Raw genomic sequence first — 26,239 nt, forward strand, 5'->3', positions numbered from 1 at the left:
CAATCAGGTCTTGTCCGGGGCTTCCAGCGTGTCGATGGTGCGCAGTTTCGGAAAGGTCAGCGCCCAGATGATCGAGACGGCCAGCGTTCCGACGCCGCCGATAACCACCGGTCCGATCAGATGCGCCATGGTCCCGGCCCGGAACTCCCCCAGCTCGTTGGAGGCACCGATGAACACCGAATTGACGGCATTGACCCGGCCACGCACCTGATCCGGCGTCCAAAGCGCCAGCAGCGTTTCGCGCACATAGACCGAGATCATGTCGCCCGCACCAAGCACAGCGAGGGCGATGGCTGAAATCCACCAGACTTTGGAAACACCGAAAACAATCGTTGCAATGCCGAAAATTGCCACCCCGACGAACATCAGCAGTCCAGCCTTGTGGCGAATAGGAAAGGTCGCAAGGAAAGTTGCCATCAAGATCCCACCGATACCGGGAGCAGAGCGCAAAATTCCAAGCCCGAGAGGTCCCATGGTCAGGATGTCAGATGCATAGATCGGCATCAGCGCCAGCGCACCGCCCAACAGGACTGCGAAAAGATCCAGTGAAATTGCCCCCAAAACCACTTTCTCATGGCGGATGAACTTAAATCCAGCCAGCAGATACGTCAGGGTCTTTGGCTCATTGGATGTTTTTTTCGCAGACTTTGGCACCAATATAATAAACACCAGACCTGCTGCCATGAACGCAAGTGACACGCCATAAGCAACATTCGCCCCAAACCCATAAAGCAAACCGCCTGCGACCGGCCCCAGGATGGACGCTATCTGCCAGGAAGATGCATTCCAAGCAAAGGAATTGGCGAGGTCCTTTTCAGGCACCATATTGGCCGCCAGGGATTGCACTGCGGGGCCCATAAAAGCCCGCTCAATGCCAAAAATCGTCATAATGATCAAAACGGGAAGGGGCGCAAAAGCGCTGTTGATCGTCATAACCAACAACAGGGCGACACAGGCCGCGCTCACACCCAAACAAATTGCGACGATCATCCGTCGATTGAAATGGTCCGCGACCGTCCCCGTCACAAGCACCAGCAATAGCGCTGGAAGAAACTGCACCAGCCCGATCAGCCCGAGATAGAGCGCATTGCCAGTGACCTCATACATCTGCCAACCCACCGCCACGCTGACGATCTGCATGGCAAAAGCGGCCAGGAAGCGTGCGAAGAAGAATTTCGTATAGGCGGAATGGCGAAAGGCGGCGAAACGATCTTCGGACTGGGAAATGGACATCAGCTATTTTCCTGGCCGGATGGGTCCGGCATTCTCTGCGCAACTTGCGTTAAACATGAATGGCGATAGCTGGCAAGGCGACACTTGCCCGTTTCGGCCTCAATGTCTACATGTCTGTCAACTGACAAATGGAGACAGACATGCTTGCCCTGCTGCAGACGATTGATCTCGCCCTCAATCTTTATACCTGGATCCTGATCGCCAGCGCGATTTTTTCCTGGCTCTACGCTTTCAACGTGATCAATTCCAGCAACCGATTCGTCAACCAGATCGGCCTGTTTCTGTTCAACGTCACGGAACCGGCGCTACGCCCCATCCGCCGTATCATGCCCAATCTTGGCGGCATCGACATTTCGCCGATCATCCTGCTGCTGATCATCTTCTTCATCCGCTCACTGATGTGGAACACGATTGCCCCCATGCTGCTGTGAGCCATTGCTATCGGCGTTTCGATGATCACATTCGCCTTGCCGTCCGGCTGACGCCGAATGGCGGACGTGACGGCATTGATGGCGTAGACGTCAATGCGAATGGCGAAGCCCACTTGAAAGTGCGGGTCAGCGACGTGCCGGAAAAGGGGCGTGCCAACAAGGCATTGATCGCCCTTCTGGCCAAGCGCCTCGGCGTGGCTAAATCCGCCGTCAGCCTGATATCAGGAGATGCCGCCAGACAAAAAATCCTCCGGATCGATGGCGACCCGGAGGATTTGATTGGTAGGCTGGAAACGATCACTGCCGAATGAGGCAAATCACGCTTCTTTCTTGGCGCGCTCAATCGATTCGACAATCAGCTTCTTGGCCACATTGACATCGCCCCAATCGCCGATCTTCACCCATTTGCCGGGCTCCAGATCCTTGTAATGCTCGAAGAAGTGCTTGATCTGAGCCAGCGTGATTTCCGGCAGGTCGGTATAATTCTGCACCTTGTCATAACGACGGGTCAGCTTGGGAACCGGAACGGCCAGGATCTTTTCGTCCATGCCGCCATCATCTTCCATCATCATCACGCCGATTGGGCGGACATTGATGACGCAGCCGGGCACCAGCGGACGGGTATTGCAGATCAACACGTCCAGCGGGTCGCCATCCAGGCACAGCGTATGCGGCACGAAACCGTAATTGCCCGGATAATGCATCGGCGTATAGAGAAAGCGGTCAACAATCAGCGTACCGGCTTCCTTGTCCATCTCATACTTGATCGGCTGGCCACCGACCGGCACCTCAACGATGACGTTGATATCTTCCGGCGGATTCTTGCCGATCGCAATCGCATCAATACGCATGTCTAACCCCATGGGATGGTTGAAATCCCGGGTGTCGTAAAGGGTTTCTTAAACCAAAGCAACCATTTGCGACAGGCGGCCCCAATAAAGGACGCAATCAAGGTAAACATTGCGGGCCTGCGCACCAGAGCCGATCAGGCCCAGACAAAGCCTAGCTTTTTCAAACTGACAGCGTCGAAATCCTCCATGCCCTCCACGCTGTCCGTGCCGCCATTCGAGCGGAAGAAATTGACGGCGCCCGCACAGTCCTCCAGGCACCAGACCACCAGTCCCCGGCAACCAAGTGATTTGAGCAGGCGGCGGCATTCGGTAAACAGCGTGAAACCCAGGCCAACGCCCTGGTATGCCGGCCGCATATAGATCTCGTAGATCTCGCCATCATAAGGAAGGCCCCTGGCCCGGTTGAGGCCGAGCGTCGCATATCCGGCAATCACCCCGCCGATATCCACCACCAGCACTGTCGCCGGTCCATTGGTGGCCTTGCGCCACCATGTCTCGCCACGGCGTTCCATCATCCGGATCAAAGCCTGATGCGGGATAAGACCGCTATAGGTGGACTGCCAGGCTTCCCGATGCGCCTCGGAAAGCGCTCTCCCATCATCCGGCGCAGCCGGACGTACATCAATCGATAACGTCTTCATAACGTCACTCTCATCCGACTGGGGTAATGACAATCAGTGCGGGATCATTCCCGCTGGCAAGTCCGCCCCCTCCTCGTGCTTGCCCCACAACCACGGCTCAGATTAACGCTTTCTTAAACAATCAAGCAAGAGTGGTCCTTGCAAAATTCCAATGATCAAAATCATCTTGAAGGTCTATGCACAAAAAAACCCCGGCCAACAGGCCGGGGTTGATGATCTCTCAGAAATGAAAGAGCAGAAGTGGCAATTAAGCCTGGGCGACGCGGGCCTTGCCGAAGCGCTTGCGGTCGTTGGCGTCCAGGTAGAACTTGCGCAGACGGATCGACTTCGGCGTCACTTCCATCAGCTCGTCGTCCTGAATCCAGGACAGCGCGCGATCCAGCGTCATGCGGATCGGCGGGGTCAGCTTGACGGCTTCGTCCTTGCCGGCAGAGCGGATGTTGGTCAGCTGCTTGCCCTTGAGAACGTTGACTTCCAGATCGTTGTCGCGCGAGTGAATGCCGACGATCATGCCTGCATAAACCTTTTCGCCTGGCTCGATAATCATCGGGCCGCGATCTTCAAGGTTGAACATGGCGTAGGCCACGGCTTCACCGGACTGGTTGGACAACAGAACGCCATTGTTACGGCCGGAGATTTCACCCTTGAACGGCTGGTAGTTGTGGAACAGGCGGTTCATGATCGCCGTACCACGGGTATCCGTCAGCAGTTCCGACTGGTAGCCGATCAGGCCACGGGTGGGCGCATAGAACACCAGACGAACGCGATTGCCGCCGGAAGGCCGCAGCTCGGTCATTTCAGCCTTACGCTCGGACATTTTCTGCACGACAACGCCGGAATGCTCTTCATCGACGTCGATGACGACTTCTTCGATCGGCTCCATCAGGGTGCCGTTCTCGTCCTTGTGCATCACGACGCGCGGACGTGACACAGCCAGTTCGAAGCCTTCACGACGCATGGTTTCGATCAGAACGGCCAGCTGCAATTCGCCACGGCCAGACACGAAGAACGAATCCTTGCCTTCCGATTCTTCAATCTTCAGGGCAACATTGCCTTCGGCTTCCTTGAACAGACGGTCACGGATAACGCGGCTCGTGACCTTGTCACCTTCGGTGCCAGCCAGCGGGCTGTCGTTGACGAGGAAGGACATGGTGACGGTCGGCGGATCGATCGGCTGGGCTTCCAGCGCTTCGGTCACGGACGGATCGCAGAATGTATCGGCAACCGTACCCTTGGACAGACCGGCAATCGCCACGATGTCACCGGCATGGGCTTCATCAATCGCGGTGCGCTCGATACCACGGAACGCGAGGATCTTGGAAATACGACCGGTTTCGATGATCTTGCCGTCCTGGCTCAGAACCTTGACCGACTGGTTCGGCTTGATCGAGCCGGAATGGATACGACCGGTGATGACGCGGCCGAGGAAGGGGTTGGCTTCCAGCAGCGTGCCGATCATGCGGAACGCACCGTCTTCGTCGCCAACGCTCGGCTCAGGAACGTGCTGCAAAACCAGGTCCAGCAACGGGGCGAGGCCCTGATCCTTCGGGCCTTCAGGGGCGATATTCATCCAGCCATCACGACCGGAACCGTAGAGGATCGGGAAGTCGAGCTGCTCGTCGGTGGCGTCGAGGCTGGCGAACAGGTCGAAGACTTCGTTGATGACTTCTTCATGGCGGCCATCGGGACGGTCAATCTTGTTGATCGCAACGATTGGACGAAGACCAACCTTAAGCGCCTTGCCGACCACGAATTTGGTCTGCGGCATCGGGCCTTCCGAGGAGTCGACGAGAACGATAGCGCCGTCCACCATCGACAGGATACGCTCGACTTCGCCGCCGAAGTCGGCGTGGCCGGGGGTATCGACGATGTTGACGCGAACGCCCTTCCATTCAACCGAGGTTGCCTTGGCGAGAATGGTGATGCCGCGCTCTTTTTCCAGATCGTTGCTGTCCATGACGCGCTCTGCAACGCGCTGGTTTTCGCGGAACGAACCGGACTGTTTCAGAAGTTCGTCAACGAGGGTAGTTTTCCCATGGTCAACGTGCGCGATGATCGCGATATTGCGAATCTTCATGATTAGGATCTCTGATGGCTCTGGCGCGAAGTCCATGCCGGTGCCGTTGATGAAACCAAAGACCGCGCCTGTTACTTTGGGGCGCTCATACCCTGTTTTTTGCATTTGCGAAAGAGGCAAAGCGTCTTGATGACGCTCTGCCGCATTTTCACCGCAGAATCAGGCGCTGCGCACCGGATCGAGCACGACCTTGTAAAGCTCATTATCGTCCCGGTCCATCAGCCGCACGCTGAGCTGTTCGCTCACGCCATCGACATCGACGATGCCGAAGAACTGAAGCCCTGCTGACGGCGGCAGGTTCTGGCCCTGCTCCGCCGTCGGTGCCTTGACGAATTTCAGCTCCGGCCCGAAGGTCATGTCCAGATCACTGGGCCCGAACGTGCCTGCATGCAGAGGACCGGAGACAAACTCCCAGAACGGGTCAAAATCCTGGAAAGCCGCCTTGTCAGGATTGTAGTAATGGGCAGCGGTATAATGCACATCCGCTGTCAGCCAGACGGTGTTGCGGATGCCTGTCATCTTCATATGCCGCAGCAGTTCGGCAATTTCCAGCTCACGGCCACGCGGCTCGCCATTATGGCCCTGGGCCACGGCTTCCGTGCCTTTCTTGTTGAGAAAGTCGTCCCAGACGATCAGGCCCAAAGGCATGTCGGCGGCGATGATTTTCCAGGTTGCCTTGGAATTGGTCAGCTCCCGCTTCAGCCAGGCCACTTGCTCGGCCCCGAGGATGCGCGATTCCGGCGTCTGGACCGTTTCCATGCCGTCGTGATTGGAACCACGATAGCTACGCATATCGAGGAAAAACACATCGACCAGCGGACCGTGGGAAATCTTGCGATAAACCCGGCCCGGCTCGGCAGGCGTGTAGCGGATCGGCGTCATTTCATGGAAGGCACGGGCGGCACGCGCCGACAGAAGAGCGATGGATTTTTCGCTATAGCGGCTGTCGGCTGTCAAATCCTTGCCTGAGGACCAGTTGTTCAGAACTTCGTGATCGTCCCACTGGTAATGGGTCGGACAAATAGCCGACAGCTCCAGCACGTTCTTGTCCATCATATTGTATTTCCACTGGCCGCGATATTCGTCCAGCGTTTCTGCCACCTTGCGCTTTTCATCGGTGACCACGACATTTTTCCATTTGGTGCCGTCCTTCAGATCGACCTCTTCCTTGAGGGGACCATCGGCATAGATGGTGTCGCCGGAATGCAGAAAGAAATCCGGCTGATGCTTGGCCATCGTGGCATAGGTCTTCATGCCGGTTTCATCGATGCCCCAGCCCTGGCCCACCGTGTCACCCGACCAGACGAAGCGGACATCACGCCGGGAAGCGGGCGCTGTGCGGAACCGGCCGATGATCGGTTCCGAGACACTGTTGATATGGGAAAGATCAGCCGCCGTGAACCGATAGAAAATCTCCTGATCGGACGGGAGGTCCGCCAAAAGCCGCTTCACCGCATAGTCACTATCCGGCAGCGCATTGAGGGCAGGCAACCGCACCGGATTGGCAAAGCTTTCGGTGGTGGAATATTCCATCATGATCCGCGAAGGGCGGTCTACCCGCGTCCAGATCATCCCGGAATTCAGATCGACATCGCCGGATTGGACACCGTGGGTGAAAACGGGGCGGTCCGCCGCCCGGGCATAAAACGGGAGCGCCAGACCGGACCCGGCAGCAAGCCCGGCAGCACTGGTGCCGAGCAGAAACGAACGGCGGCTCAGCGCCTTGAAGGATGTGGACATCAAACCTCTCCTTGGAAAAACGACGCCGGTTGCATAGAACCGACGTCGGAGCCAAACAGAGAGACATGTCAGGCGCTTAACCGCGCCGTGACAGTTTCGTTAAATTTCCTGCAACAGCAGCCAAAGGGCTTATGCCGCAAGCCCGCGCTTCTTCAACATCGCTTCCGGGCTCGGCAACCGGCCACGGAAAGCCTTGTAGGTTTCTTCCGGGTCCACTGCACCGCCAATGGCGTAGATATTGTCCTTCAGGCGCTCTGCCATATCAGGGTCGAAGGCATTGCCGGTTTCCTCGAAAGCCTCGAAGGCATCGGCATCCAGCACTTCCGACCACATGTAGGAATAATAGCCAGCCGAATAGCCATCGCCGGAAAACACATGTTGGAAATGCGGTGTGGCATGGCGCATGACGATGGAGGACGGCATGCCGATATTTTGGAGAATCTCGGCCTGCACCGCCATCGGATCGGCCACTCGATCCTCCCGGGTGTGAAACGCCATATCGACCAGCGCCGAAGAGGTGAATTCGACCGTATCGAACCCGGCATTGAAGGTTTGCGCTGCCAGAACCTTATCGAGCAAGGCCTGTGGCATGGCCTCACCGGTCTGGTAATGCACGGCATAGGTTTTCAGGATATCCGGCACCGTCAGCCAATGTTCATAGAGCTGCGAGGGCAGTTCGACAAAGTCACGCGACACCGCCGTGCCCGATACTGACGGGTAAGTGACATCAGACAGCATCCCATGCAGGGCATGACCGAATTCATGAAATAGCGTGCGGGCATCGTCCAGCGACAGCAGCGCTGGCTTGCCTTCGGCAGGCTTGGCGAAATTGCAGACATTGTAAATGATCGGCAATTCGCCCTGCGCACCGTTCTTCAGCGGCAGCTTGTGCTGCGACTGGAAGGAGCTCATCCAAGCACCGGAGCGCTTCGAGGACCGGGCGAAATAATCGCCAAGGAACAGCGCCTTCACTGTCCCATCCGCCTCGCGGATTTCAAATACCCGCACATCGGGGTGATAGCCCTTCACGTCCTTCAGCGGCACGGCAGTGATGCCGAACAGCTTTTGCGCCACGGCAAAGCAGGCTTCGATGATTTTTTCCAGTTGCAGATAAGGCTTCAGTTCAGCTTCCGAAAAATTGAACCGCTCGGAGCGCAGCTTCTCGGCATAAAAACGCCAATCCCAGGGCGCAACCGCGTGATTCTTACCGTCCTTGGCAATCAACTCCGCCAATTCCTGCTCTTCGATGGCGGCTTGGGCGACGGCGCGTTCCCAGACCTGCATCAGCAGGCCGTTGACCGCTTCCGGGGTCTTGGCCATGGTATTGTCGAGCTTCAGGGCGGCAAAATTCTTGTAGCCCAATAGCTTGGCCTTTTCCGCCCGAAGCGCCAGGGTTTCGGTAACGATGGCGCGGTTGTCACGTTCACCACCGTTTTCACCACGCGCCACCCAGGCCTTGAAGGCTGTTTCGCGCAGGTCCCGCCGCTCGGAAAAGGTCAGGAAGGGGACGATGACCGAGCGCGACAGCGTCACGGCATAGGATTCCCCCTTGCCACGGGCTTGCGCGGCAGAGGCCATCGCATCCTTCAGAAAATCGGGAATGCCCGCCAGCTCGTCATCGCTGGTCAGCGGCAATGCCCAATCGGTCTCATCGCCCAGCACATTCTGGCCGAAATTGGCACCGAGGCTGGCCAGCCGCTCATTGATCGCCGCCAACCGCTCCTGTTCGGGCTTGGCGAGCTTGGCACCAGCCTTGACGAAGCCTTTCCAGTGCCGCTCCAGCACCCGGGTCTGCTCCAGCGTCAGGCCCAGGCTGTCGCGCTTTTCCCATAAGGCATCGACGCGGGCAAACAGTGCGGCATTCATGCTGATCTTTGAATAGTGGCGCGACATTTTCGGCGCGATCTCGCGCTCCAGCGCCTGGATAACCTGATTGGTATCGGCACCGGCCTTGTTCCAGAACAGCGCCGAGACCCGCGACAGGCCGTCCCCGGCTATCTCCAGCGCAACGATGGTGTTGTCGAATGTCGGCTCCGACGGATAATGGGCGATGGTGTCGATATCAGCGTCGTGTTCAGCCAGCGCCATGTCGAAAGCCGGGACAAAATCCTCATCGCCGATGGCGGTGAAATTCGGCAGGCCATGCGGCCCATTCCATTCGGTGACGGTGGCAAAGGCACCGTTGGGGCCAAGATTACGGTCTGGAAATGTCATCACGAAGCAATCCTTCTCATCAATGACAAAGATATAGGCGATCACTCCCGCTATTGTCACCCCTATGCCCACCTATGTAACCCCTCTGTTGCGCGGATGGGGGCATCAGGGGAAACTCCGATGGCAATGACCAGCGACCGCCCGAACAATTTTCCATTTCAATTGCGCCCCGGCTGGCTTAGCAATGACCCATGCCCGTTGAATATGCCCCCGCCCCATGACGAGATCATCCACCCCGCCGTCCCGGATGAGCGAGAACCGCACCTCCCTGCTTGGTGCGCTGTTGACCATGATCGGGCCGCTGTCCATGGCGATCTACACGCCCGCCATGCCGCAAATGGTCCATGCCTTTTCCACCACGGATGCGGCCATCAAGCTCAGCCTGTCACTCTATTTTGCGGGTTTTGCCTGCGCGCAATTGCTGTCCGGCCCGTGTTCGGATGCGTTCGGACGACGCCATGCAACGCTGGGCTTTCTGGGCATCTACCTCCTCGGCAGCCTGGCCGCCGCCTTTGCGCCCTCTGTCGAGTTCCTGCTGGCCGGGCGCATCATTCAGGGCATCGGCGCATCCGTCGGGGTCACGGTGTCGCGCGCCATGGTCCGCGACCAGTTCGTCGGGGAGCAGGCGTCTCGGATCATCAATATGATCGGCATTATGCTGGCCATCGGACCGGCCATGGGGCCGACCGTCGGTGGGCTGGCACTTGTCGCCTTCGGCTGGCAATCGGTGTTTCTGCTGATGGTCGGGTTTGGGGCGATCAGTATCGTCACGGTCGCTATGCTAATGGCGGAAACGGCGGTGCCGGACCGGCAGATGATCCGCCCGGCACGGCTCATCGCCTCTTACGCAACCTTGATTGCCGACCGGCGGGTGCTATGCTCGGCCCTGGTTCTGGGCGGCTGTGTCGGCGCACTTTATGCGCAATCGACCATGCTGCCTTTCGTCCTGATCAACAAGGTCGGGTTGTCGCCAGCGCAATTCGGTCTTGGCATGTTGATGCAAACCGGCTCCTATTTCGCCGGTTCAGTGGCGCTGCGGCTGGTATCAAAGCATTTGGTGCCCGGTCAGGCGCTACGCTTCGGGCTGGCGCTGGCTGGCTGCGGTGGATTGCTGATCTTTTTGTCCACCCATCTGCTGACCCCGACTTATCTGTCCATCATGGGACCGGTCGCCGTCTGCTCTTTCGGCATGGCCTTCGTCATTCCCGACATCTCCACCGCAGGTCTGTTGCCACATCCAAAACTGGCAGGGTCGGCGGCGGCCCTGATGGGGTTCGTGCAGATGAGCTGCGGTTTCCTGGGCGGCCTTGCCGCTTCCTGGCTCGGCGATCCGCTGACAGCCTTCGGCACCATCATTCCCCTGATGGAATGGATGGCGATTGTCGCCTATGTCGGCTTCCTTCGTGCCTGGAAACAGGTCCAATAAAAAACCGCCGCCAGTCTCCCGGCGACGGTTTCAAATCTTTCAAATCCTATGATGACTTGCCGAGATTGCGCTTGGCCAGCGTGCGCAGACGGAGCGCATTGAGCTTAATGAAGCCCGCTGCATCCTTCTGATCATAGGCGCCCTGGTCGTCTTCGAAGGTGACGAGCTGGTCGGAATAGAGCGACTTTGGCGATTCGCGACCGATGACCATGACATTGCCCTTGTAGAGCTTCAGCGTCACTTCGCCTTCGACATGTTCCTGGCTCTTGTCGATCATCGCCTGCAACATTTCCCGCTCCGGCGAGAACCAGAAACCGTAATAGATCAGCTCAGCATAGCGCGGCATCAGCTCATCCTTGAGATGAGCAGCGCCACGATCCAGCGTGATCGATTCGATGGCGCGGTGGGCCGTCAACAGGATGGTGCCGCCAGGGGTCTCGTAAACACCACGGCTCTTCATGCCGACGAAGCGGTTTTCAACCAGGTCCAGACGGCCAATGCCGTTGTCACGGCCATAGGTGTTGAGTTCGGCCAGCAGCGTCGCCGGGCTCATCCGCACGCCGTTGATCGACACGGCATCGCCCTTTTCAAAGCCAACCTTGATAGTGGTCGCCTTGTCGGGAGCAGCTTCCGGCGAAATCGTGCGCATATGCACATATTCCGGCGCTTCCTGGGACGGGTCTTCCAGAACCTTGCCCTCGGAAGAGGAATGCAACAGGTTGGCATCGACGGAGAACGGCGCTTCGCCCTTCTTGTCCTTGGCGACCGGGATCTGGTTTGCTTCAGCAAAGGCCAGCAAATCGGTGCGGCTCTTGAAAGCCCAATCGCGCCAAGGGGCGATGATCTTGATATCAGGGTTTAGCGCGTAGGCCGAAAGCTCGAAGCGAACCTGGTCATTGCCCTTGCCGGTCGCGCCATGGGCAATGGCGTCGGCGCCGGTCTTCTTGGCAATCTCGATCAGATGCTTGGAAATCAGCGGACGGGCAATCGAAGTGCCGAGCAGGTAGACGCCTTCATAGACGGCATTGGCGCGGAACATCGGGAAGACGAAATCGCGGACGAACTCTTCGCGGACATCCTCGATGAAGATTTCCTTGATGCCCAGCATTTCCGCTTTCTTGCGGGCCGGTTCCAGTTCTTCGCCCTGGCCGAGATCGGCGGTGAATGTCACGACTTCAGCACCGAGTTCGGTCTGGAGCCATTTCAGGATGATCGAGGTATCGAGACCGCCGGAATAGGCGAGAACGACCTTTTTGACGTCTTTCGGAAGTACCATGAGTGCGAAGTCCGTGTGTCTGGGCGAGGCCACTGAACCGGGCCTCCTCGGGTTGGAGGCACTTTTAGCCGGATTGGCGCGCCATGCAAGGGTGAAGCCACCGGACATTCTCGATGCGGGTAGAGGAAAGGCAGGAGGCAGATCAAAAAACCGGGCGTGATTTGACTTGGAGGCCCTCTGTCCCATATGCCGAATGTCGTGAATGCGACAATTCCACGGGCAGATTCAAGCATTTCAGCCAGGAATTGCATAGAAACGATAGAATTGGAAAGGTTCATGCTCTTCCAGCATGGGCCTTTTCCGAGCCATCAAAGGAGCAAGACATGACCGACATTCAATCGGTAATTGCCAAGGGCAAGGTCGCGGTCGTCACCGGGGCAGCCTCCGGCATCGGCCTTGCCGCCGCCAAGGCTTTCGCCAGCCAGGGCATGTGCGTGGTGCTCGCCGATCTCGGCGGAGACGCGCTTGCCCATGCGCGCAGCGAAGTCGCCACAGTCTCGGAAAATCCGGAGAGCGATATCGTCGCCATCGAGACAGACGTCAGCAAGCTGGATGAACTGGAAGCCCTGGAGCGCGCCGTGCTCCAACGCTTCGGGCGTGTCCACCTGCTGATGAACAATGCCGGCATCCAGCCGGGCAGCAGCCTGTTCGGGCCACAGGTCAACTGGGACAATGTGTTTGCTGTCAACCTGATGGGCGTCATCCATGGCACCAGGGTATTCGGGCCTGATATGATCGCCCACAGGGACCCGGCCATCATCATCAATACCGGCTCCAAGCAGGGCATCACCACCCCGCCGGGCGATCCCGCCTATAATGTTGCCAAGGCCGGGGTCAAAGCGTTCACCGAGGCCTTGCAGCATGAACTGCGCAACACGCCGGACTGTAATGTCAGCGCCCATCTGCTGATCCCCGGCTTCGTCTTCACCGGTCTGACTGCTGGCGAGCGGACAACAAAACCTGACGCGGCCTGGACCCCGGAACAGACGGTGGATTTCATGCTGGACAGCCTCAAACGCGGCGATTTCTACATTCTCTGCCCTGACAACGATGTGCAACGGGCCGTGGATGAAAAGCGTATCGCCTGGGCTGCCGGTGACATCATCGAAAACCGTCCACCGCTGTCGCGCTGGCACCCGGATTACGACGAAGCATTCAAGGCACATCTGAAAGGCTGAATGGCCTTTATATGTTAAGCGTCAGGCTGTGACAGTTGGCTCTCGACATCTGCCACGGCCTGGCTAAATTTACGAGAATTCGATTTAAATTTCTCGTTATGCGTGTATAAATATCTCCATTCTTATGGAGGTGTTTCATGACAATTTTTTACGCCTGGGTTAATCCCGCATTTTTCGAAGGCAATCCTCTCGATCACACCTGGGTCACGACCTATGACAACAGGGTTACCCCCTATGCGACAATCGATGCAGTGACACAGGCCGGACAAACCTATTGGTATTGCTGGGGTGATTTTCACGCCACCGGCTCCACCGATGATTATCCAAACGGCCTGCTTGCCCAGCAGGACGGCAACACCGCCGTTGCCAGCTGCCTTGTCGAACCCAATGTCGAGGGATCGCTTTCCAATTCGCCCCCGAACGGAACCATTCTGGTCTATGGTGTGAATGGCGTTTGCCATCAGATTGCCAACCAAGTGCTGTATGCAACGAAAACGGCAACGACAGCGCCTTTGACGGTCAAGGGCGCAGCCGGATATGCCTTGAGTACCTTTCTCTATGGTACCTATGGCACCCGCAAGGCCGCATGGGCAAAGAAGATCGCCACCTGCACAGCGGGTGAGACCAGCGGAGCGATCCGGGAAGAGGATGCGATGAGCGACCTGCCAGACGATTTTCTCGACCATGCCCGCCAGACACTCGGCGACCAGCCCGAAAAGCTGCAAAAACTGCTGGACTTGCGAGACACGGTCGCATCTTACATGGCAATGGACCTGCCAGGCACGGCAGCGCCTTCGATTGAGCTGATCAATGCGCGTAACCAGCATATGCTGGATCAGGCCGCGGACCTTCTCGGAGCTGTGGACTTTGAAAAGGTCTTCGGTATTCATCCCGAAAAACGGGTGAAACTGGTCCATCCATCACAGCTGGAACCCACCAGAGAGCAAAAATAAGCCTCGCATCCGCTTGCTGAAAAGGGATCGCGGATCGTAACATGGCCCGCGATACTTTTTCATATGCCATGCGAGATAGTCATGACCTTCATTCCGGGCCTACCGACCCTTCTAGCCTTCACAGCCGCCTGCCTGTTGCTGGCCGCGACGCCGGGGCCGGACATGACACTCTCCATCAGCCGGGCGCTGCGCGATGGCAAGGCGGCGGGTCTTGCCGTGCTGCTCGGCACCAATCTCGGGATTGCGGTCCATACGATGCTGGTGGCTTTCGGGGTCTCCGCCCTGATCGTTGCTTCGCCAACGGCCTTTCTGATCCTAAAAAGCGGTGGGGCTGCTTATCTGGCCTGGCTCGCCTTTCAGGCGATCCGCCACGGCTCAAAATTCGTCGCCACGCCTGAAGCGGGCGCAAAGGGTAGCGTGAAGGCGGCTTTTCTCAACGGGATCTGGGTCAATCTGCTCAACCCCAAGGTTATCATTTTCTTCATGACCTTCCTGCCGCAATTCGTCACCGCCCATGACCCTGATGTCACAGGCAAGCTGCTGTTCCTCGGTTTCTGGTTCATGCTGGTGTCGCTACCCGTCACGGTCGCCATCGTGCTGGCCGCCGACAAGCTGGCTGGCTGGCTGCAACAAAACCCGAAAGTGCTGAGGGGAATGGATTACACCTTTGCAGGCGTGTTTTCAGTCTTCGCCGCCAAGATCCTGATGACCCAAGCGCGATAAGCCAGATCAATGAACGTGTTTGCGCGATTTTTCAGCGTCAATACGATCCTTGCGGGTGATGAAGAGCATGAAAAAGCCGATCATCAGGCCACCGATGGGCATGATCAACATTGTCAGAAATTGCTCTGTGCTCATGGCTTCAGACCTTTCAATATCTTCCGCGCTAACAAATGTAATGCCACAGACGCTAAAATGCAAATGGAACACACAAGAGCGAGATTTCCGTTCGGACCATGGCCGCTATTGACTGTCGAGATGACAGGCGCAAAACCTCCAACGGCAAAAATCGCGATGGCAACGCCATTGATATAGGTTGCCGTTAGCTTGGTTCGTTCATTGCGAACGGCAATTTCCATCAATCGTCCTCGCCTTAATCATCCTCGCCATGGCCAACGATCATCATCGCCTCATAGGCCAGACGCTCGGTCTTGCGCATCCGTTCCGATTCCGACTTCAACTGTCCGCAGGCCGCCAGAATATCGCGGCCGCGCGGGGTGCGGATCGGTGAGGCATAGCCTGCCGAATTGATGAAATCGGCAAATTTCATGATCTGGTCCCAGTCAGAACACTGGTAATTGGTGCCCGGCCAGGGATTGAAGGGAATGAGATTGATCTTGGACGGAATGCCCTTCAACAGCTGAATCAGGCCCTTGGCATCCTCAAGACTGTCGTTCACATCCTTCAGCATCACATATTCAAAGGTAATGCGCCGGGCATTGGACAGGCCCGGATAATTGCGACAGGCTTCAATCAGGTCTTTCAGCGGATATTTCTTGTTGATCGGCACCAGAAGGTCGCGCAATTCGTCGCGCACCGCATGCAGCGAAATCGCCAGCATCACGCCGATTTCATCGCCGGTGCGGTAGATTTCCGGCACGACGCCGGAGGTCGAAAGCGTGATGCGGCGCTTGGAAAGCGACAACCCATCGCCATCCGAGGCAATCAGCAGCGCCTTTTTCACTTCCTCGAAATTATAAAGCGGCTCGCCCATGCCCATCATCACCATATTGGTGATCTTGCGGCCCTCATTCGGCACCATCGCGCCGACAGGCGCATCGCGGTCGGGAAAATCGCCCAGCCGGTCGCGGGCCAGCAACAGTTGCGACAGCACTTCTTCCGCCGTCAGGTTGCGCACCAGCTTTTGCGTACCGGTGTGACAGAAGGTGCAGGTCAGCGTGCAGCCCACCTGGCTGGAAACGCAGAGCGTCCCCCGGCCCTCTTCCGGAATATAGACGCATTCCACCTCCACCGGACGCCCGGCACCGCGCGGCGGATAGCGCAGCAACCACTTGCGGGTGCCGTCATTGGAGACCTGTTCCTCAACGATTTCAGGCCGGGCAATGGTGAAATGCGCCTTGAGCTTCTCGCGCATGTCCTTGGCGACATTGGTCATCTGGTCGAAATCGGAGACGCCGCGCACATAGATCCAGTTCCACAACTGGGCGACGCGCATCCGCACCTGCTTGTCGGCCACGCCGATCTCGCGCAGCATCTCGCCCATTTCCTCACGGGTCTGGCCGATCAGGGTCGGCTTGGTAGCGCCTGTCATGGCGGCGGGCCGCGCCTGGGGCGTCCGCTCAATGATAATTTCCGTGGCAGCCATCGCTTAACCTCATCAAAACCAAGTGATCGACAGCCTAGCAGCCATAAAATGACGCGGGCCTTCGCACTCTATTTTTCAACTTTGCTGTGTGCAAGAAATCGATAACGCCCCATCATCAGCAGACAACGGCGCGGCAGCCTTCAAGACCGCATTTGCCGGGCCTTTATCATCAAAATGCCGCGACGTCATCCCAAAACGCAAAAAGGCCGGGAGACCCGGCCTTCGTCGCATCATGAAGCAAATATTATTTGCACTTTTCAATGCGTTTCAAGGCATCGGAAATACCCTGAAGCGAATAGGCGTAATTGGTTGGCGTGCCACGACCGGAAACGGCCTGGACGCTCATGGTCTTGCCGACCTTCATCGCGGCGACCAAAGCTGGCTCTTCCGCGGCGTTTTCCACCCAGGCAGCACTGTCTTTGGTAAACATCGTAAAGCTCTTGGCGTCGATCTTCACCGTCACCTTGGAACCGGTCTTCAGCGTGTAGCCCATCATCGCCTGCGGCTCGTAGGAAATGTTCTGGCCGGGACGCTGCGAGACGATGAAGAAAATATCGCCGTGATTGACAGAGGGCGGTTCCTTCGTGGTCGGCACCGACAGCACATAGCAGACCGTGCTATTGCCGGACTTGTAGGAATAAGCACCCCAAGCCTTGAACTGCTCGATCCGCGTCGGGCTTGGCGATTGCGCTGCGGCCACATCGGCGAATGCCAGCATGATTGCGACTGCGGTTGCGATTCTTTTTACAAACATTTTCTTCCTGCCGCTTTTTCGTCGGACGCCAAGACAAACAGTCTCGTGTCCAGCCTCGAAACCTCATTCAATTTGACTTAATTTTGGTTACCAAACCGTCAACGAGACACGAAATGCACAGCTTATAGCCGACAAATCCATGCTTCCAGTCAGTCCTTTTCCGAAAATGGTACAGATTGAAGGCACCGGCAGATCAACCGGCCCTCTGGTAGAACACAAGGAATCAGGCAGGAATTGGACTATGGCGCAAGAGACTGGCGCCATAGTTGAAAATGTCGCAATCAGCCCCGCTCAGCCTGCCCATGTGGTGCGCTTTTTTCCCCACCTTGCACCGGATCGCCGTCATCGGCCAAGACGGCATCGGCTGCATCGTAATGACGTTCCTTGATATGGCCGTTGATCATCGCCAGCGCAGTCGTCAGCACGGCAATGTCGTCGGTAAAGCCGACAAAGGCCAGCATGTCGGGAATGGCATCAAACGGCAGGACGAAATAGCCAAGCGCCGCCAGCAGGATGCCCCGCACCCTAAGCGGCGTCTGCCGATCCGTCGCGCAGTAGAAAGCGGCAATCACATCCCGGGAAAACGGGATGTGACGAATGGCTTTGCGCATCTTCGGCCAGAAGGTGCGGCTCAGCTTTTGCTCCTGCTTTTGCTGTTCGGCTTCATCGCCCGGCAGAAGAATTTCACCAATCTTCACATCGTCCAGTTTCGCCTCGCCCATGACCTTCCTCTTTCTCACTCTCCAACGTGGGGTGTGGACCCTGATATGGGAATGGCGAGTGTTTCTGTCAAACGCGCCGCTTTGCGACCTGGTCCATGGCAGCTGCCAGCTTCAGATCATGCCCGGTCAATCCACCGACATCATGGGTGGTCAACCGCACATCGACACGCCTGTAAACATTGAACCATTCCGGATGATGGCCCATTTTTTCAGCAATGATGGCGCATTCCGTCATGAAGCCGAAGGCTTGCGCAAAATCGTCGAAGGAAAATTCCTTGGTGATCGCGTCGCCCTGTTCAGACAGGCTCCACCCATCCAGATCGCGCAGAGCGCCGGGAATCGCCTCCGGCGCAAGTCGTTCATATCGCATGATCAATTCCAATCTGACCGCCGCAGCATATCACTCGCCGACATGGCGAGGAGCGCTCATCAGACAAGCCATTCGAGCGCAAAAAGTTCCTTTGACGTCCGTTTTCAGATTGGGCTTATCCGTTCAGCGAATGCTCGGCATGTTCTGAAAAACTGACCTCTGAGCGCTCTTCATAGAGGGGGAAGATTTCCTCCTTCAGATAAGGGCCACCCCCCACCGATTCCTTGGAGGACATCAGCACGAATCTTGGAACGAAAAAGGGCGCGGTCTGGAAATTACCGCGCCCTGATAAATAATGAACAACGTCATCCAGTCTCGATGACTTCAGCCGCGCCAGTGTCACATGCGGCATAAACTTTCGGGGGTCGGGTGGCAGCCCCACTCGTTGGCAGATCCGCTCGATTTCGCCCTGGAGCGCCGTCATCTGCGGATGCGGTGTAACACCTGCCCAGATGGAATGCGGTTTTTTCGACCCGAAGGACCCGATGCCGTTCAGACTGAGCTGGAATTCCGGCCGGTCGATGCGATCCAGCCTATCGACGATCTCATCGGCGGTGCGCCCGTCGATATCGCCTATGAACCGAAGGGTGATATGGTAATTTTCCACATCGATCCATCGGGCTCCCGGAAGCCCGCCGCGCAGCAAAGACAGGCTCAAGGCCACGTTGCGCGGAATTTCGAGGGCAGTGAACAATCTCGGCATGGAGAGCTCCCCGAATCTTTTGCAGATGCTAACAACGAATCATGCTTGCAAAGGGTAAGCAAGTCGTTAATTCACCTTATCCTCCAAACCTTTCGCGAAACTCTGGACGGCGGGCAGCATATGCTCGACCATCACCCCCACGCCCTTGGCGTTGGGATGCATGCCATCGCCCAGTTTCAACGTGGCATCAGTCACGACGCCCTCAAGGATAAAGGGATAAAGCGGAATTTTATATTTTTCAGCCAGACGCTGATAGATCGGATTAAACCTCTTGGCATAATCCGCCCCCATATTGGGCGGCGCAATCATCCCCACCAGCAGCACGCCAATCTTGCGGGCCTGCAATTTTTCGATGATCGCCGCCAGGTTTTTTTCACTCTCTTCCGGCGCAATACCGCGCAGCGCATCGTTGGCGCCAAGTTCCAGGATAACGCCCTGCGTTCCATCCGGCACCGACCAGTCAACCCGCGCCAGCCCGCCTTCCGTGGTATCGCCGGACACGCCTGCATTGCCGATACTGACATTCATGCCCTTGTCATGCAGGGCTTTTTCCAGCTGGCTCGTCAAGGCCTCGTCGCCCTGAAGCTGATAGCCGGCCATCAGGCTGTCACCAAGCCCGATCAATTGCACTTGCGCTTCCGCCACCGGCGTATCCCCCGTTGCATCCTCCGGCATGGACTGGTCCGCGGGAGGCTGATCAGGCATGGACTGTTCCGCTGGCTGGCCTTGCGGAGCCTGTTCCTGAGCGACGCTCGGCAGGGCAAAACTACCGCCTGCGAGCAGGCTAGCCACCACTATGACGGCGAATTGAAGGGGGACAGGTTTAAAACCCATGATGGCTTTCCTAAATTCGCGTAGACGATCATGATGCCCGACCGGACATCGCCAAGGCGTTAAAGCCCTTGAACCTCATATAGGACGAAAACCGCGTGAGACAAACCATCATTCAGCTCAGAAAAGCCGATCTCACCCTTGGCAATGCCGCCGCCTCGGTCCACGTCCTCAGGGGTATGGACCTGGATATTTCAGAAGGCGAATCAATCGGCATCGTCGGCCCCTCCGGTTCGGGCAAATCGACGCTGCTGATGGTGCTGGCCGGGCTGGAACGGCTGGACAGCGGCGAAATCCACATCAACGGCACCGCGCTGCATGGCTTGAGTGAAGATGCGCTGGCCGATTTTCGCGGCCGCAATATCGGCATCGTCTTTCAGTCTTTCCACCTGATCGCCAATATGACGGCGCTGGAAAATGTCGCCGTGCCGCTGGAACTGGCCAATATCAAAAATCCTTTCGACATTGCCGCCCGGGAATTGCGCGCCGTCGGCCTAGGCGAGCGGCTCAGCCATTATCCCGGCCAATTGTCCGGTGGCGAACAGCAACGGGTCGCCATTGCCCGCGCCCTTGCCCCCTCACCCGCCGTGGTGATTGCCGATGAGCCAACTGGAAACCTGGATGGCGCAACCGGACGCCAGATTGCCGACCTGCTGTTTGCCAAACAGGCCGAGCGCAAGACCACGCTGGTTCTTGTCACCCACGATACCGCGCTGGCCGGTCGCTGCTCAAGACAGGTCCGGGTCCGCTCAGGCCAGATCGAACCGGATGACAAGGCTGGCAAGACGCTCGCGGACGAGACCGTTTCGGCATGAGCGGATTTTTGCAACGTCTCAGAACCGCCTTGCGTCTCAGCGCCCGCGAAATGCGCGGCGGGTTTGGCGGATTTTATATTTTCCTGGCCTGCATTGCCCTCGGCACGGCAGCGATTGCCGCCGTCAATTCCGTCTCCACATCGATTACCCGGTCCATCGCCAGCCAGGGGCAATCGCTTTTGGGCGGCGACATCCGGTTTGAGCTGAACAACCGGGAGGCCAATGTGGCGGAGAGTGCCTTCCTAAAGGGGCTCGGCACCGTCTCTACCTCCACCGGCCTGCGCTCCATGGCCCGATTGCCGGATGGGTCCGATCAGTCTCTGGCGGAAATCAAGGCTGTCGATAGTGCCTATCCGCTCTATGGTACTTTCGTCTCCACGCCGGACCAGCCCTTGGCTGACCTATTGACAAAAACCGGTGACGCTTATGGCGCAGTGGCAGCCCCTTTGTTGCTCGATCGGCTGGGGATAAAGATCGGCGATAGCCTGCTGGTCGGCTCCGTCCGGCTGGTGATCACCGGCACCATCACCACCGAGCCGGATGCCATTTCCGAAGGCTTCGGCTTTGCGCCGCGCATCATCACCAGCCGCGAAGCGCTTACCGCCTCCGGCTTGATCCAGACCGGTAGCCTTGTAGAACAGGTCTACAAACTCAAGCTGAACCCTGGCAGTCCGTCGCTCGCGGCCATTCAGGATCAGGCCAAGCAGCAATTTCCCGATGCGGGCTGGTCGATCCGCACCAGCGACCGGGCAGCCCCCAATCTGACCGAAAATATCACCCGGTTTTCGCAATTCCTGACACTTGTCGGGCTGACGGCGTTGATCGTTGGCGGTGTCGGCGTCGCCAATGCGGTGCGCGCCTTTCTCGACAGTAAACGCAGCGTCATTGCCACGCTGAAATGCCTGGGCGCACCGGCTTCCGTCGTCGTCATGGTCTATCTGTTCCAGATCCTGATGGTCGCCAGCATCGGCATTGCGCTGGGCCTTGCCATTGGTGCCATCGCCCCCTGGATTGCCAGCTATTATCTCGCGCAATTCCTGCCGATCCAGGCGGATTTCGCCATTTACCCACGCTCGCTGCTGCTGGCCCTGCTGTTTGGTGGGCTGACCACGCTGGCTTTTGCCGTCATGCCGCTCGGCCACGCGCGGCAAGTGCCAACCACGGCGCTGTTTCGCGAGCAAGGCTTCGAGACCCGCCGCCTGCCCTCCTGGCCTTACGTGCTGGTGGCGGGGCTGGCGATCCTCGCCCTTGCCGCACTAGCGATCCTGACCGCCTATGACCGGCGTCTGGCGATATTCTTCCTGATTGCCATGGCCGCCAGCTTCGTGGTGCTGCGGCTGGTCGCTTACGGTGTCGCAGCCCTTGCCCGGAAAAGCCCTCGGCTTCCCTCGCCTGCGCTGCGGCTGGCGGTCGGCAATATCCATCGGCCCGGGGCGCTGACGCCCTCGGTCATTCTGTCGCTTGGCCTTGGCTTAGCACTTCTGGTGACACTGTCGATGATCGACGGCAATCTGCGGCGCAATCTCACGGGTGCGCTCTCTGAAAAAGCCCCGAATTTCTTCTTTGTCGATATCCAGCGCGACCAGCTCGACAGTTTCCGCCAGATCATTGCCCGCGAGGCACCGCAGGGACAGGTTGTTGAAGTGCCGATGTTGCGCGGACGAATCACCGCTTTCAATGGTCAGGACGTTGCCAAGATGAACGTGCCGCCGCAGGGCCGATGGGTCCTGCGCGGCGACCGGGGTATTACCTATGCCACCGACTTGCCGAAAAATGCCACAGTGACGGAGGGGCAATGGTGGACACCGGATTACAAGGGTGAACCGCTGGTGTCTTTCTCAGCCCAAGAAGCCGGCGAACTGGGCCTGAAGCTGGGTGATACAGTAACGGTCAATGTGCTGGGCCGCACCATCACCGCGAAAATCGCCAATTTCCGCAAGGTGGATTGGCAATCCCTGTCGATCAATTTTGTCATGGTGTTTTCGCCCAATACCTTTGCCGGTGCACCCCATGCCTGGATCGCCACCCTGACCGAGCCATCGGCCAGCCCGCAGCAGGAGGCCAGCATCCTGCGCGCTGTCACCAAGGCCTATCCCACGATTACCAGCGTCCGGGTGAAGGATGCGCTGGACATGGTCAATTCGCTGGTTGGCCAGTTGGCCGTCGCCATCCGGGCCGCCGCCGCCATCGCCCTGATTTCCTCCGTTCTGGTGCTGTCGGGTGCGCTTGCGGCAGGCAATCGGGGTCGCACCCATGATGCGGTGGTGCTGAAAACGCTTGGGGCGACCCGCCCGATGCTGATCCGCGCCTTTACCTACGAATATCTGCTGCTTGGCCTTGCCACGGCGATTTTCGCGCTGCTGGCCGGAAGCGTTGCGGGTTGGTATGTGGTCAGCCAGATCATGAAACTGCCCGCCAGCTTCCTTCCCGGGGTCGCCGTTTCCACCGTCGCGCTGGCGCTGGTGACGACGATCGGCATCGGTCTTGCCGGAACATGGCGGGTTCTGGGGCAGAAGGCAGCGCCGGTTCTGCGGGAACTCTGACAGGGATGCGGCCTTGGCCGTTAACCGAACTGGATGACCAGAGGCCACATTACCGAGGTTTAACGCAAAAGCCCTTGTTCTATAGCGTTATTGCTCCCATATTGACGCTACGCATGCTGGAGCCCCGCAGCGGCGCTTGGGACACTGTCCCGCACCGTGAACAATCCGGGGCTTAATGAGAGGAAACCATGTCTGATTTTCGCAATTATCAGGCGCGTACTGGGGTAGGTTCGGCCGAGATGATCGACCAGGGCCTGCGCAGCTACATGCTGAAGGTCTATAACCTGATGGGTCTTGGACTGGCGATTACCGGCGTTGCGGCTTACGTGATCGCCATGCTTGCCACCACGACCGACACATCCCAGGCTGTCGGACAATTCGGCAACGGCATCATGCTGACCAGCCTTGGCGCTGCCATTTACGGTAGCCCGCTGAAATGGGTGATCATGCTGGCTCCTATCGGCCTGGTATTTTTCCTGAGCTTCAAGATCCAGTCGATGAGCGTATCTGCGGCCCGCACCACCTTCCTGGTCTATGCAGGTCTGGTGGGTCTGTCGCTGTCGTCCATCCTGCTGATCTATACCGGCCAGAGCGTGGTACAGACCTTCTTCGTCACGGCTGCATCGTTCGGCGCCCTGTCGCTCTATGGTTACACCACCAAGCGTAGCCTGAGCGCGATGGGTTCGTTCCTGATCATGGGCCTGTTCGGTCTGATCATCGCTTCGCTGGTCAACATCTTCCTTCAGTCTTCGGCGCTGGCCTTTGCTGTTTCGGCTATCGGTGTTGTGATCTTCGCAGGCCTGACCGCCTACGACACGCAGAAGATCAAGGAAATGTATTTCGAGCAGGATGGTGCCGATACGGCTGGCCGCAAGGCTATCCTGGGTGCGCTGACCCTTTACCTCGACTTCATCAACCTGTTCCTGTTCATGCTTCGCTTCATGGGCGACCGTCGTTAACCCGGAACAGCGCAACAGGATAACATCGGGGCGGCCTTCGGGTCGCCCTTTTTCATGCGCCGTCTTGCCGTAAGCGTCTGGCTATGCAAGACGAAATCTACACTGTTTCTCAGCGTAGAAAGTCCTATGCCCGTGCAAATCCGCGCAGCCACTCCAGCCGACATCCCCCACATCACCGAGATTTATAGGCATGCCATTCTAACCGGAAAGGCCAGCTATGAAATCACGCCACCCGACGAAGCCGAGATGGCGCACCGGATGGAAACGATCACCTCTCAGTTCTATCCCTATATCGTCGCTGAGGATGATGATGGCAGTCTGCTCGGCTATGCCTATGCCTCGGCCTTTCGCACTCGGCCCGCCTATCGCTGGCTGGTGGAGGATTCGATTTATCTGGCAGAGGCAGCCCAAGGCAAGGGGATCGGCAAGGCGCTGCTGACCGATCTGGTGGCGCAATGCACAGCACTGGGTTTCCGGCAGATGATCGCGGTAATCGGCGGCGCTAATCCCGCATCAATCGGCGTCCATCGCAGCCTAGGCTTTACCCATGCGGGTGGTATCAACGGCTCCGGCTTCAAGCACGGAACCTGGCTCGACACCGTTTTCATGCAGCGCGCGCTCGGCGAGGGCAACCAAACCCTGCCCGACGAAAAATCCTATCCTGGAAGCCTGTTCAAAGCATAAGGATGCTCTATTCGACCAGTTTTAAAACCTTGTCGAACACTTTCAGCACCTGGCGCAGGTCATGGCCACGCTTCAAGATCATTCCGTGGGTATTGACCACCGAAAAGGCCCCCTGCTTTGCCGCAAGCTTCGGATTTTTCTCGATCCGATACAAAGGCATCTCACCGGAGCGCTTGAATACGGAAAACACCGCCTTGTCTTTCAGGTGGTCGAGCGCGTAATCGCGCCACTCCCCTTCCCCAACCATTCGGCCATAGACCCATAGGATCGCATCCAATTCCGTACGATGAAAAGTGACCGGTAACGGATCAAGATTCTGCTTGTAATCCCTAAGATCCACCACGGGAGCAGGTCTGTTGCCCGGGCGCTGGCCAGTTTCAGGAGTGACGGGCGGGACTTCGCGAGGTAAATCCGGCTGATCGGTCATTGGGGCTCCTTCGTGCTTTTCATGACAAGCCGGTGACAGTTTGCCTGACAGGCATCAAATTGCAAGAGCGTAACTGCGTAAGCGGTTTGCGCCAAAAAGCTCAACCTGTACCATTTCGGAAGGTTTTTTTCCTTCGCCGTATTTCGGTCAAAACAGCGCCCCAATTGCAGACGAGATTGCACCGTCTTCAGTTGACGCGTCAGCGTCAAGGGTCCGGTCTGGCGCATTGACCCCTTACCCCCAGCCCCCCAATGTTCCCGGCCGGACCCGCTGAAGACATAATATTGTATGTGAGACCTGTGGGCGCGCCATGCGCAGACTGTTTGCCAATCAGGGATTGAGCTGCTTAGCACTCTCATTTCCTGCGGATTGAGCCATCACCATCGCTGCGCCGACGATACGGCCGGGCTCTCCATTTTGCGTCGAAGACTGAAGCAAGACTGCAAATCCATCACAATCATTGCTGCGCAGAACCTTGGATGGCAGGGTCAGTTTCAAACTATCGCCATGCCACATGCCGACAGATTGAATGTCGCTGACGCTGTTCCAATAGGTCATGCGCTGGCCCTTGTTTTCACCCTTCAGGACCTCGACATCTTTTCGACGCTTGAAATAGACGACGATCACATCAGCGCGGCCTTGGCCATTGCCGATTGACACAGACAGTGCGTCGCCTTGAATGGCCGCGTCAACCTTGACTGACAATCCATTGCCGCTGGCCCGCAGCCCATCCAGTTTTCCCGAAAGCGTCGCCGCATCGGTACCCTTCATCTGCATCGTGCCATTGACCACAGCCTGGGGCGTATAGACACCGCTTCTGCCGAAGCTTCGTGCATAAGCATATTGGCGGGCAGTATTGCCAGGGGACCCGAGCGTATCGGTCCAACCACGGTAGTTCCAGTAATCGACATGGTAGGCCAATGCGATCACATCAGGTTGTTTGGCGAGCGCTTCAAAGGCACGGTCGGCGGGTGGGCATGACACACAGCCCTGCGACGTAAAAAGCTCGACAACCCCCTTCGGCGAACGCACGTCCTCAGCCTTGACGACTGAGGCACCCGCCAAGCACATCATCAGGCCCATAA

At 57.7% G+C, this 26,239-nt stretch carries 27 protein-coding genes; 10 read left to right on the top strand and 17 right to left on the bottom strand.

Annotation, left to right across the window (positions count from 1 at the left end; translation table 11 throughout):
• Nucleotides 1-3 precede the first annotated feature (3 nt).
• Nucleotides 4-1,233 carry an MFS transporter gene (locus AVI_RS16415; protein WP_041697197.1) on the bottom strand — a complete coding sequence of 410 codons (1,230 nt, stop codon included), beginning with the start codon at nucleotides 1,231-1,233 and terminating at the stop codon, nucleotides 4-6.
• Nucleotides 1,234-1,373: 140 nt separating this feature from the next.
• Here AVI_RS16415 and AVI_RS16420 point away from each other — a divergent pair, with 140 nt between their 5' ends.
• On the top strand, nucleotides 1,374-1,664 hold the full coding sequence (locus tag AVI_RS16420; protein WP_015917418.1) for a YggT family protein: 291 nt from the start codon (nucleotides 1,374-1,376) through the stop codon (nucleotides 1,662-1,664).
• Nucleotides 1,661-1,975, top strand: a complete 315-nt coding sequence (locus tag AVI_RS16425) for a DUF167 domain-containing protein (RefSeq protein WP_015917419.1) — start codon at nucleotides 1,661-1,663, stop codon at nucleotides 1,973-1,975. The genes AVI_RS16420 and AVI_RS16425 overlap by 4 nt, the downstream gene beginning before the upstream one ends.
• Nucleotides 1,976-1,981: 6 nt before the next feature.
• Here AVI_RS16425 and ppa read toward each other — a convergent pair whose 3' ends face one another.
• The 5 genes from ppa to AVI_RS16450 all read right to left on the bottom strand — a co-directional run bounded on the left by ppa (nucleotide 1,982) and on the right by AVI_RS16450 (nucleotide 9,187).
• Complete coding sequence (gene ppa, locus AVI_RS16430) at nucleotides 1,982-2,515, bottom strand: inorganic diphosphatase (RefSeq protein ID WP_015917420.1); 534 nt, start codon at nucleotides 2,513-2,515, stop codon at nucleotides 1,982-1,984.
• 134 nt (nucleotides 2,516-2,649) lie between these two features.
• Complete coding sequence (locus tag AVI_RS16435) at nucleotides 2,650-3,156, bottom strand: GNAT family N-acetyltransferase (protein WP_015917421.1); 507 nt, start codon at nucleotides 3,154-3,156, stop codon at nucleotides 2,650-2,652.
• A 247-nt stretch (nucleotides 3,157-3,403) separates the two neighbouring features.
• Nucleotides 3,404-5,233 carry a translational GTPase TypA gene (gene typA, locus AVI_RS16440; RefSeq protein WP_041698252.1) on the bottom strand — a complete coding sequence of 610 codons (1,830 nt, stop codon included), beginning with the start codon at nucleotides 5,231-5,233 and terminating at the stop codon, nucleotides 3,404-3,406.
• A 159-nt stretch (nucleotides 5,234-5,392) separates the two neighbouring features.
• Nucleotides 5,393-6,973: an alkaline phosphatase D family protein gene (locus AVI_RS16445; protein ID WP_015917423.1), complete on the bottom strand. Its 1,581-nt coding sequence runs from the start codon at nucleotides 6,971-6,973 to the stop codon at nucleotides 5,393-5,395.
• A gap of 129 nt (nucleotides 6,974-7,102) precedes the next feature.
• Nucleotides 7,103-9,187 (bottom strand): M3 family metallopeptidase, encoded by a 2,085-nt coding sequence (locus AVI_RS16450; RefSeq protein ID WP_015917424.1) that lies wholly within the window; start codon nucleotides 9,185-9,187, stop codon nucleotides 7,103-7,105.
• Nucleotides 9,188-9,434: 247 nt separating this feature from the next.
• On the opposite strand from AVI_RS16450, the gene AVI_RS16455 reads away from it, so the two are divergent.
• Nucleotides 9,435-10,613 carry a multidrug effflux MFS transporter gene (locus AVI_RS16455; protein WP_015917425.1) on the top strand — a complete coding sequence of 393 codons (1,179 nt, stop codon included), beginning with the start codon at nucleotides 9,435-9,437 and terminating at the stop codon, nucleotides 10,611-10,613.
• Nucleotides 10,614-10,659: 46 nt separating this feature from the next.
• Here the strand turns inward: AVI_RS16455 and AVI_RS16460 are convergent, their stop codons facing one another.
• Nucleotides 10,660-11,889: an argininosuccinate synthase gene (locus AVI_RS16460; RefSeq protein WP_015917426.1), complete on the bottom strand. Its 1,230-nt coding sequence runs from the start codon at nucleotides 11,887-11,889 to the stop codon at nucleotides 10,660-10,662.
• Nucleotides 11,890-12,212: 323 nt separating this feature from the next.
• Between AVI_RS16460 and AVI_RS16465 the strand changes: the two genes are divergently transcribed.
• The 3 genes from AVI_RS16465 to AVI_RS16475 all read left to right on the top strand — a co-directional run bounded on the left by AVI_RS16465 (nucleotide 12,213) and on the right by AVI_RS16475 (nucleotide 14,743).
• Entirely contained in the window at nucleotides 12,213-13,067 is an 855-nt protein-coding gene (locus AVI_RS16465; RefSeq protein WP_015917427.1) for an SDR family NAD(P)-dependent oxidoreductase, read from the top strand.
• A 137-nt stretch (nucleotides 13,068-13,204) separates the two neighbouring features.
• Complete coding sequence (locus tag AVI_RS16470; protein WP_015917428.1) at nucleotides 13,205-14,020, top strand: hypothetical protein; 816 nt, start codon at nucleotides 13,205-13,207, stop codon at nucleotides 14,018-14,020.
• A gap of 81 nt (nucleotides 14,021-14,101) precedes the next feature.
• A complete protein-coding gene (locus AVI_RS16475) occupies nucleotides 14,102-14,743 on the top strand; it encodes a LysE family translocator (RefSeq protein WP_015917429.1) in 642 nt (213 codons plus the stop codon).
• Between the two features lie 6 nt (nucleotides 14,744-14,749).
• On the opposite strand, the gene AVI_RS31725 is transcribed toward AVI_RS16475, so the two are convergent.
• From AVI_RS31725 to AVI_RS16510, 8 genes are all read right to left on the bottom strand, one after another.
• Nucleotides 14,750-14,878: a hypothetical protein gene (locus AVI_RS31725; RefSeq protein WP_272481455.1), complete on the bottom strand. Its 129-nt coding sequence runs from the start codon at nucleotides 14,876-14,878 to the stop codon at nucleotides 14,750-14,752.
• Nucleotides 14,875-15,099 (bottom strand): hypothetical protein, encoded by a 225-nt coding sequence (locus tag AVI_RS16480; protein WP_015917430.1) that lies wholly within the window; start codon nucleotides 15,097-15,099, stop codon nucleotides 14,875-14,877. Before AVI_RS16480 ends, AVI_RS31725 begins: the two co-directional genes overlap by 4 nt.
• Nucleotides 15,100-15,113: 14 nt before the next feature.
• Nucleotides 15,114-16,292: a dual-specificity RNA methyltransferase RlmN gene (gene rlmN / locus AVI_RS16485; RefSeq protein ID WP_409065482.1), complete on the bottom strand. Its 1,179-nt coding sequence runs from the start codon at nucleotides 16,290-16,292 to the stop codon at nucleotides 15,114-15,116.
• A gap of 298 nt (nucleotides 16,293-16,590) precedes the next feature.
• The gene (locus AVI_RS16490) at nucleotides 16,591-17,100 is read right to left on the bottom strand and encodes an invasion associated locus B family protein (RefSeq protein ID WP_015917432.1); all 510 of its coding nucleotides are present in this window, start codon (nucleotides 17,098-17,100) and stop codon (nucleotides 16,591-16,593) included.
• 281 nt (nucleotides 17,101-17,381) lie between these two features.
• Nucleotides 17,382-17,807 carry a YkvA family protein gene (locus tag AVI_RS16495; protein ID WP_049777323.1) on the bottom strand — a complete coding sequence of 142 codons (426 nt, stop codon included), beginning with the start codon at nucleotides 17,805-17,807 and terminating at the stop codon, nucleotides 17,382-17,384.
• Nucleotides 17,808-17,889: 82 nt separating this feature from the next.
• Nucleotides 17,890-18,192 carry a 4a-hydroxytetrahydrobiopterin dehydratase gene (locus tag AVI_RS16500; RefSeq protein WP_015917434.1) on the bottom strand — a complete coding sequence of 101 codons (303 nt, stop codon included), beginning with the start codon at nucleotides 18,190-18,192 and terminating at the stop codon, nucleotides 17,890-17,892.
• Between the two features lie 115 nt (nucleotides 18,193-18,307).
• Entirely contained in the window at nucleotides 18,308-18,895 is a 588-nt protein-coding gene (gene thpR / locus AVI_RS16505) for an RNA 2',3'-cyclic phosphodiesterase (protein ID WP_015917435.1), read from the bottom strand.
• A 66-nt stretch (nucleotides 18,896-18,961) separates the two neighbouring features.
• A complete protein-coding gene (locus AVI_RS16510) occupies nucleotides 18,962-19,570 on the bottom strand; it encodes an arylesterase (protein WP_234895277.1) in 609 nt (202 codons plus the stop codon).
• Nucleotides 19,571-19,824: 254 nt separating this feature from the next.
• Here AVI_RS16510 and AVI_RS16515 point away from each other — a divergent pair, with 254 nt between their 5' ends.
• The 4 genes from AVI_RS16515 (at nucleotide 19,825) to AVI_RS16530 (ending at nucleotide 24,727) form a co-directional block, all read left to right on the top strand.
• On the top strand, nucleotides 19,825-20,541 hold the full coding sequence (locus AVI_RS16515; RefSeq protein ID WP_041697201.1) for an ABC transporter ATP-binding protein: 717 nt from the start codon (nucleotides 19,825-19,827) through the stop codon (nucleotides 20,539-20,541).
• A complete protein-coding gene (locus tag AVI_RS16520) occupies nucleotides 20,538-23,084 on the top strand; it encodes an ABC transporter permease (RefSeq protein ID WP_015917438.1) in 2,547 nt (848 codons plus the stop codon). Before AVI_RS16515 ends, AVI_RS16520 begins: the two co-directional genes overlap by 4 nt.
• A gap of 188 nt (nucleotides 23,085-23,272) precedes the next feature.
• A complete protein-coding gene (locus AVI_RS16525; protein WP_015917439.1) occupies nucleotides 23,273-24,043 on the top strand; it encodes a Bax inhibitor-1/YccA family protein in 771 nt (256 codons plus the stop codon).
• 126 nt (nucleotides 24,044-24,169) lie between these two features.
• Nucleotides 24,170-24,727: a GNAT family N-acetyltransferase gene (locus AVI_RS16530; RefSeq protein ID WP_041697204.1), complete on the top strand. Its 558-nt coding sequence runs from the start codon at nucleotides 24,170-24,172 to the stop codon at nucleotides 24,725-24,727.
• Between the two features lie 7 nt (nucleotides 24,728-24,734).
• On the opposite strand, the gene AVI_RS16535 is transcribed toward AVI_RS16530, so the two are convergent.
• On the bottom strand, nucleotides 24,735-25,154 hold the full coding sequence (locus AVI_RS16535) for a DUF2794 domain-containing protein (RefSeq protein WP_015917441.1): 420 nt from the start codon (nucleotides 25,152-25,154) through the stop codon (nucleotides 24,735-24,737).
• A gap of 330 nt (nucleotides 25,155-25,484) precedes the next feature.
• A complete protein-coding gene (locus tag AVI_RS16545; RefSeq protein WP_139192362.1) occupies nucleotides 25,485-26,237 on the bottom strand; it encodes a DUF1223 domain-containing protein in 753 nt (250 codons plus the stop codon).
• Between the last annotated feature and the right edge of the window lie 2 nt (nucleotides 26,238-26,239).

The organism is Allorhizobium ampelinum S4 (assembly GCF_000016285.1).
GTDB classification, from domain to species: domain Bacteria; phylum Pseudomonadota; class Alphaproteobacteria; order Rhizobiales; family Rhizobiaceae; genus Allorhizobium; species Allorhizobium ampelinum.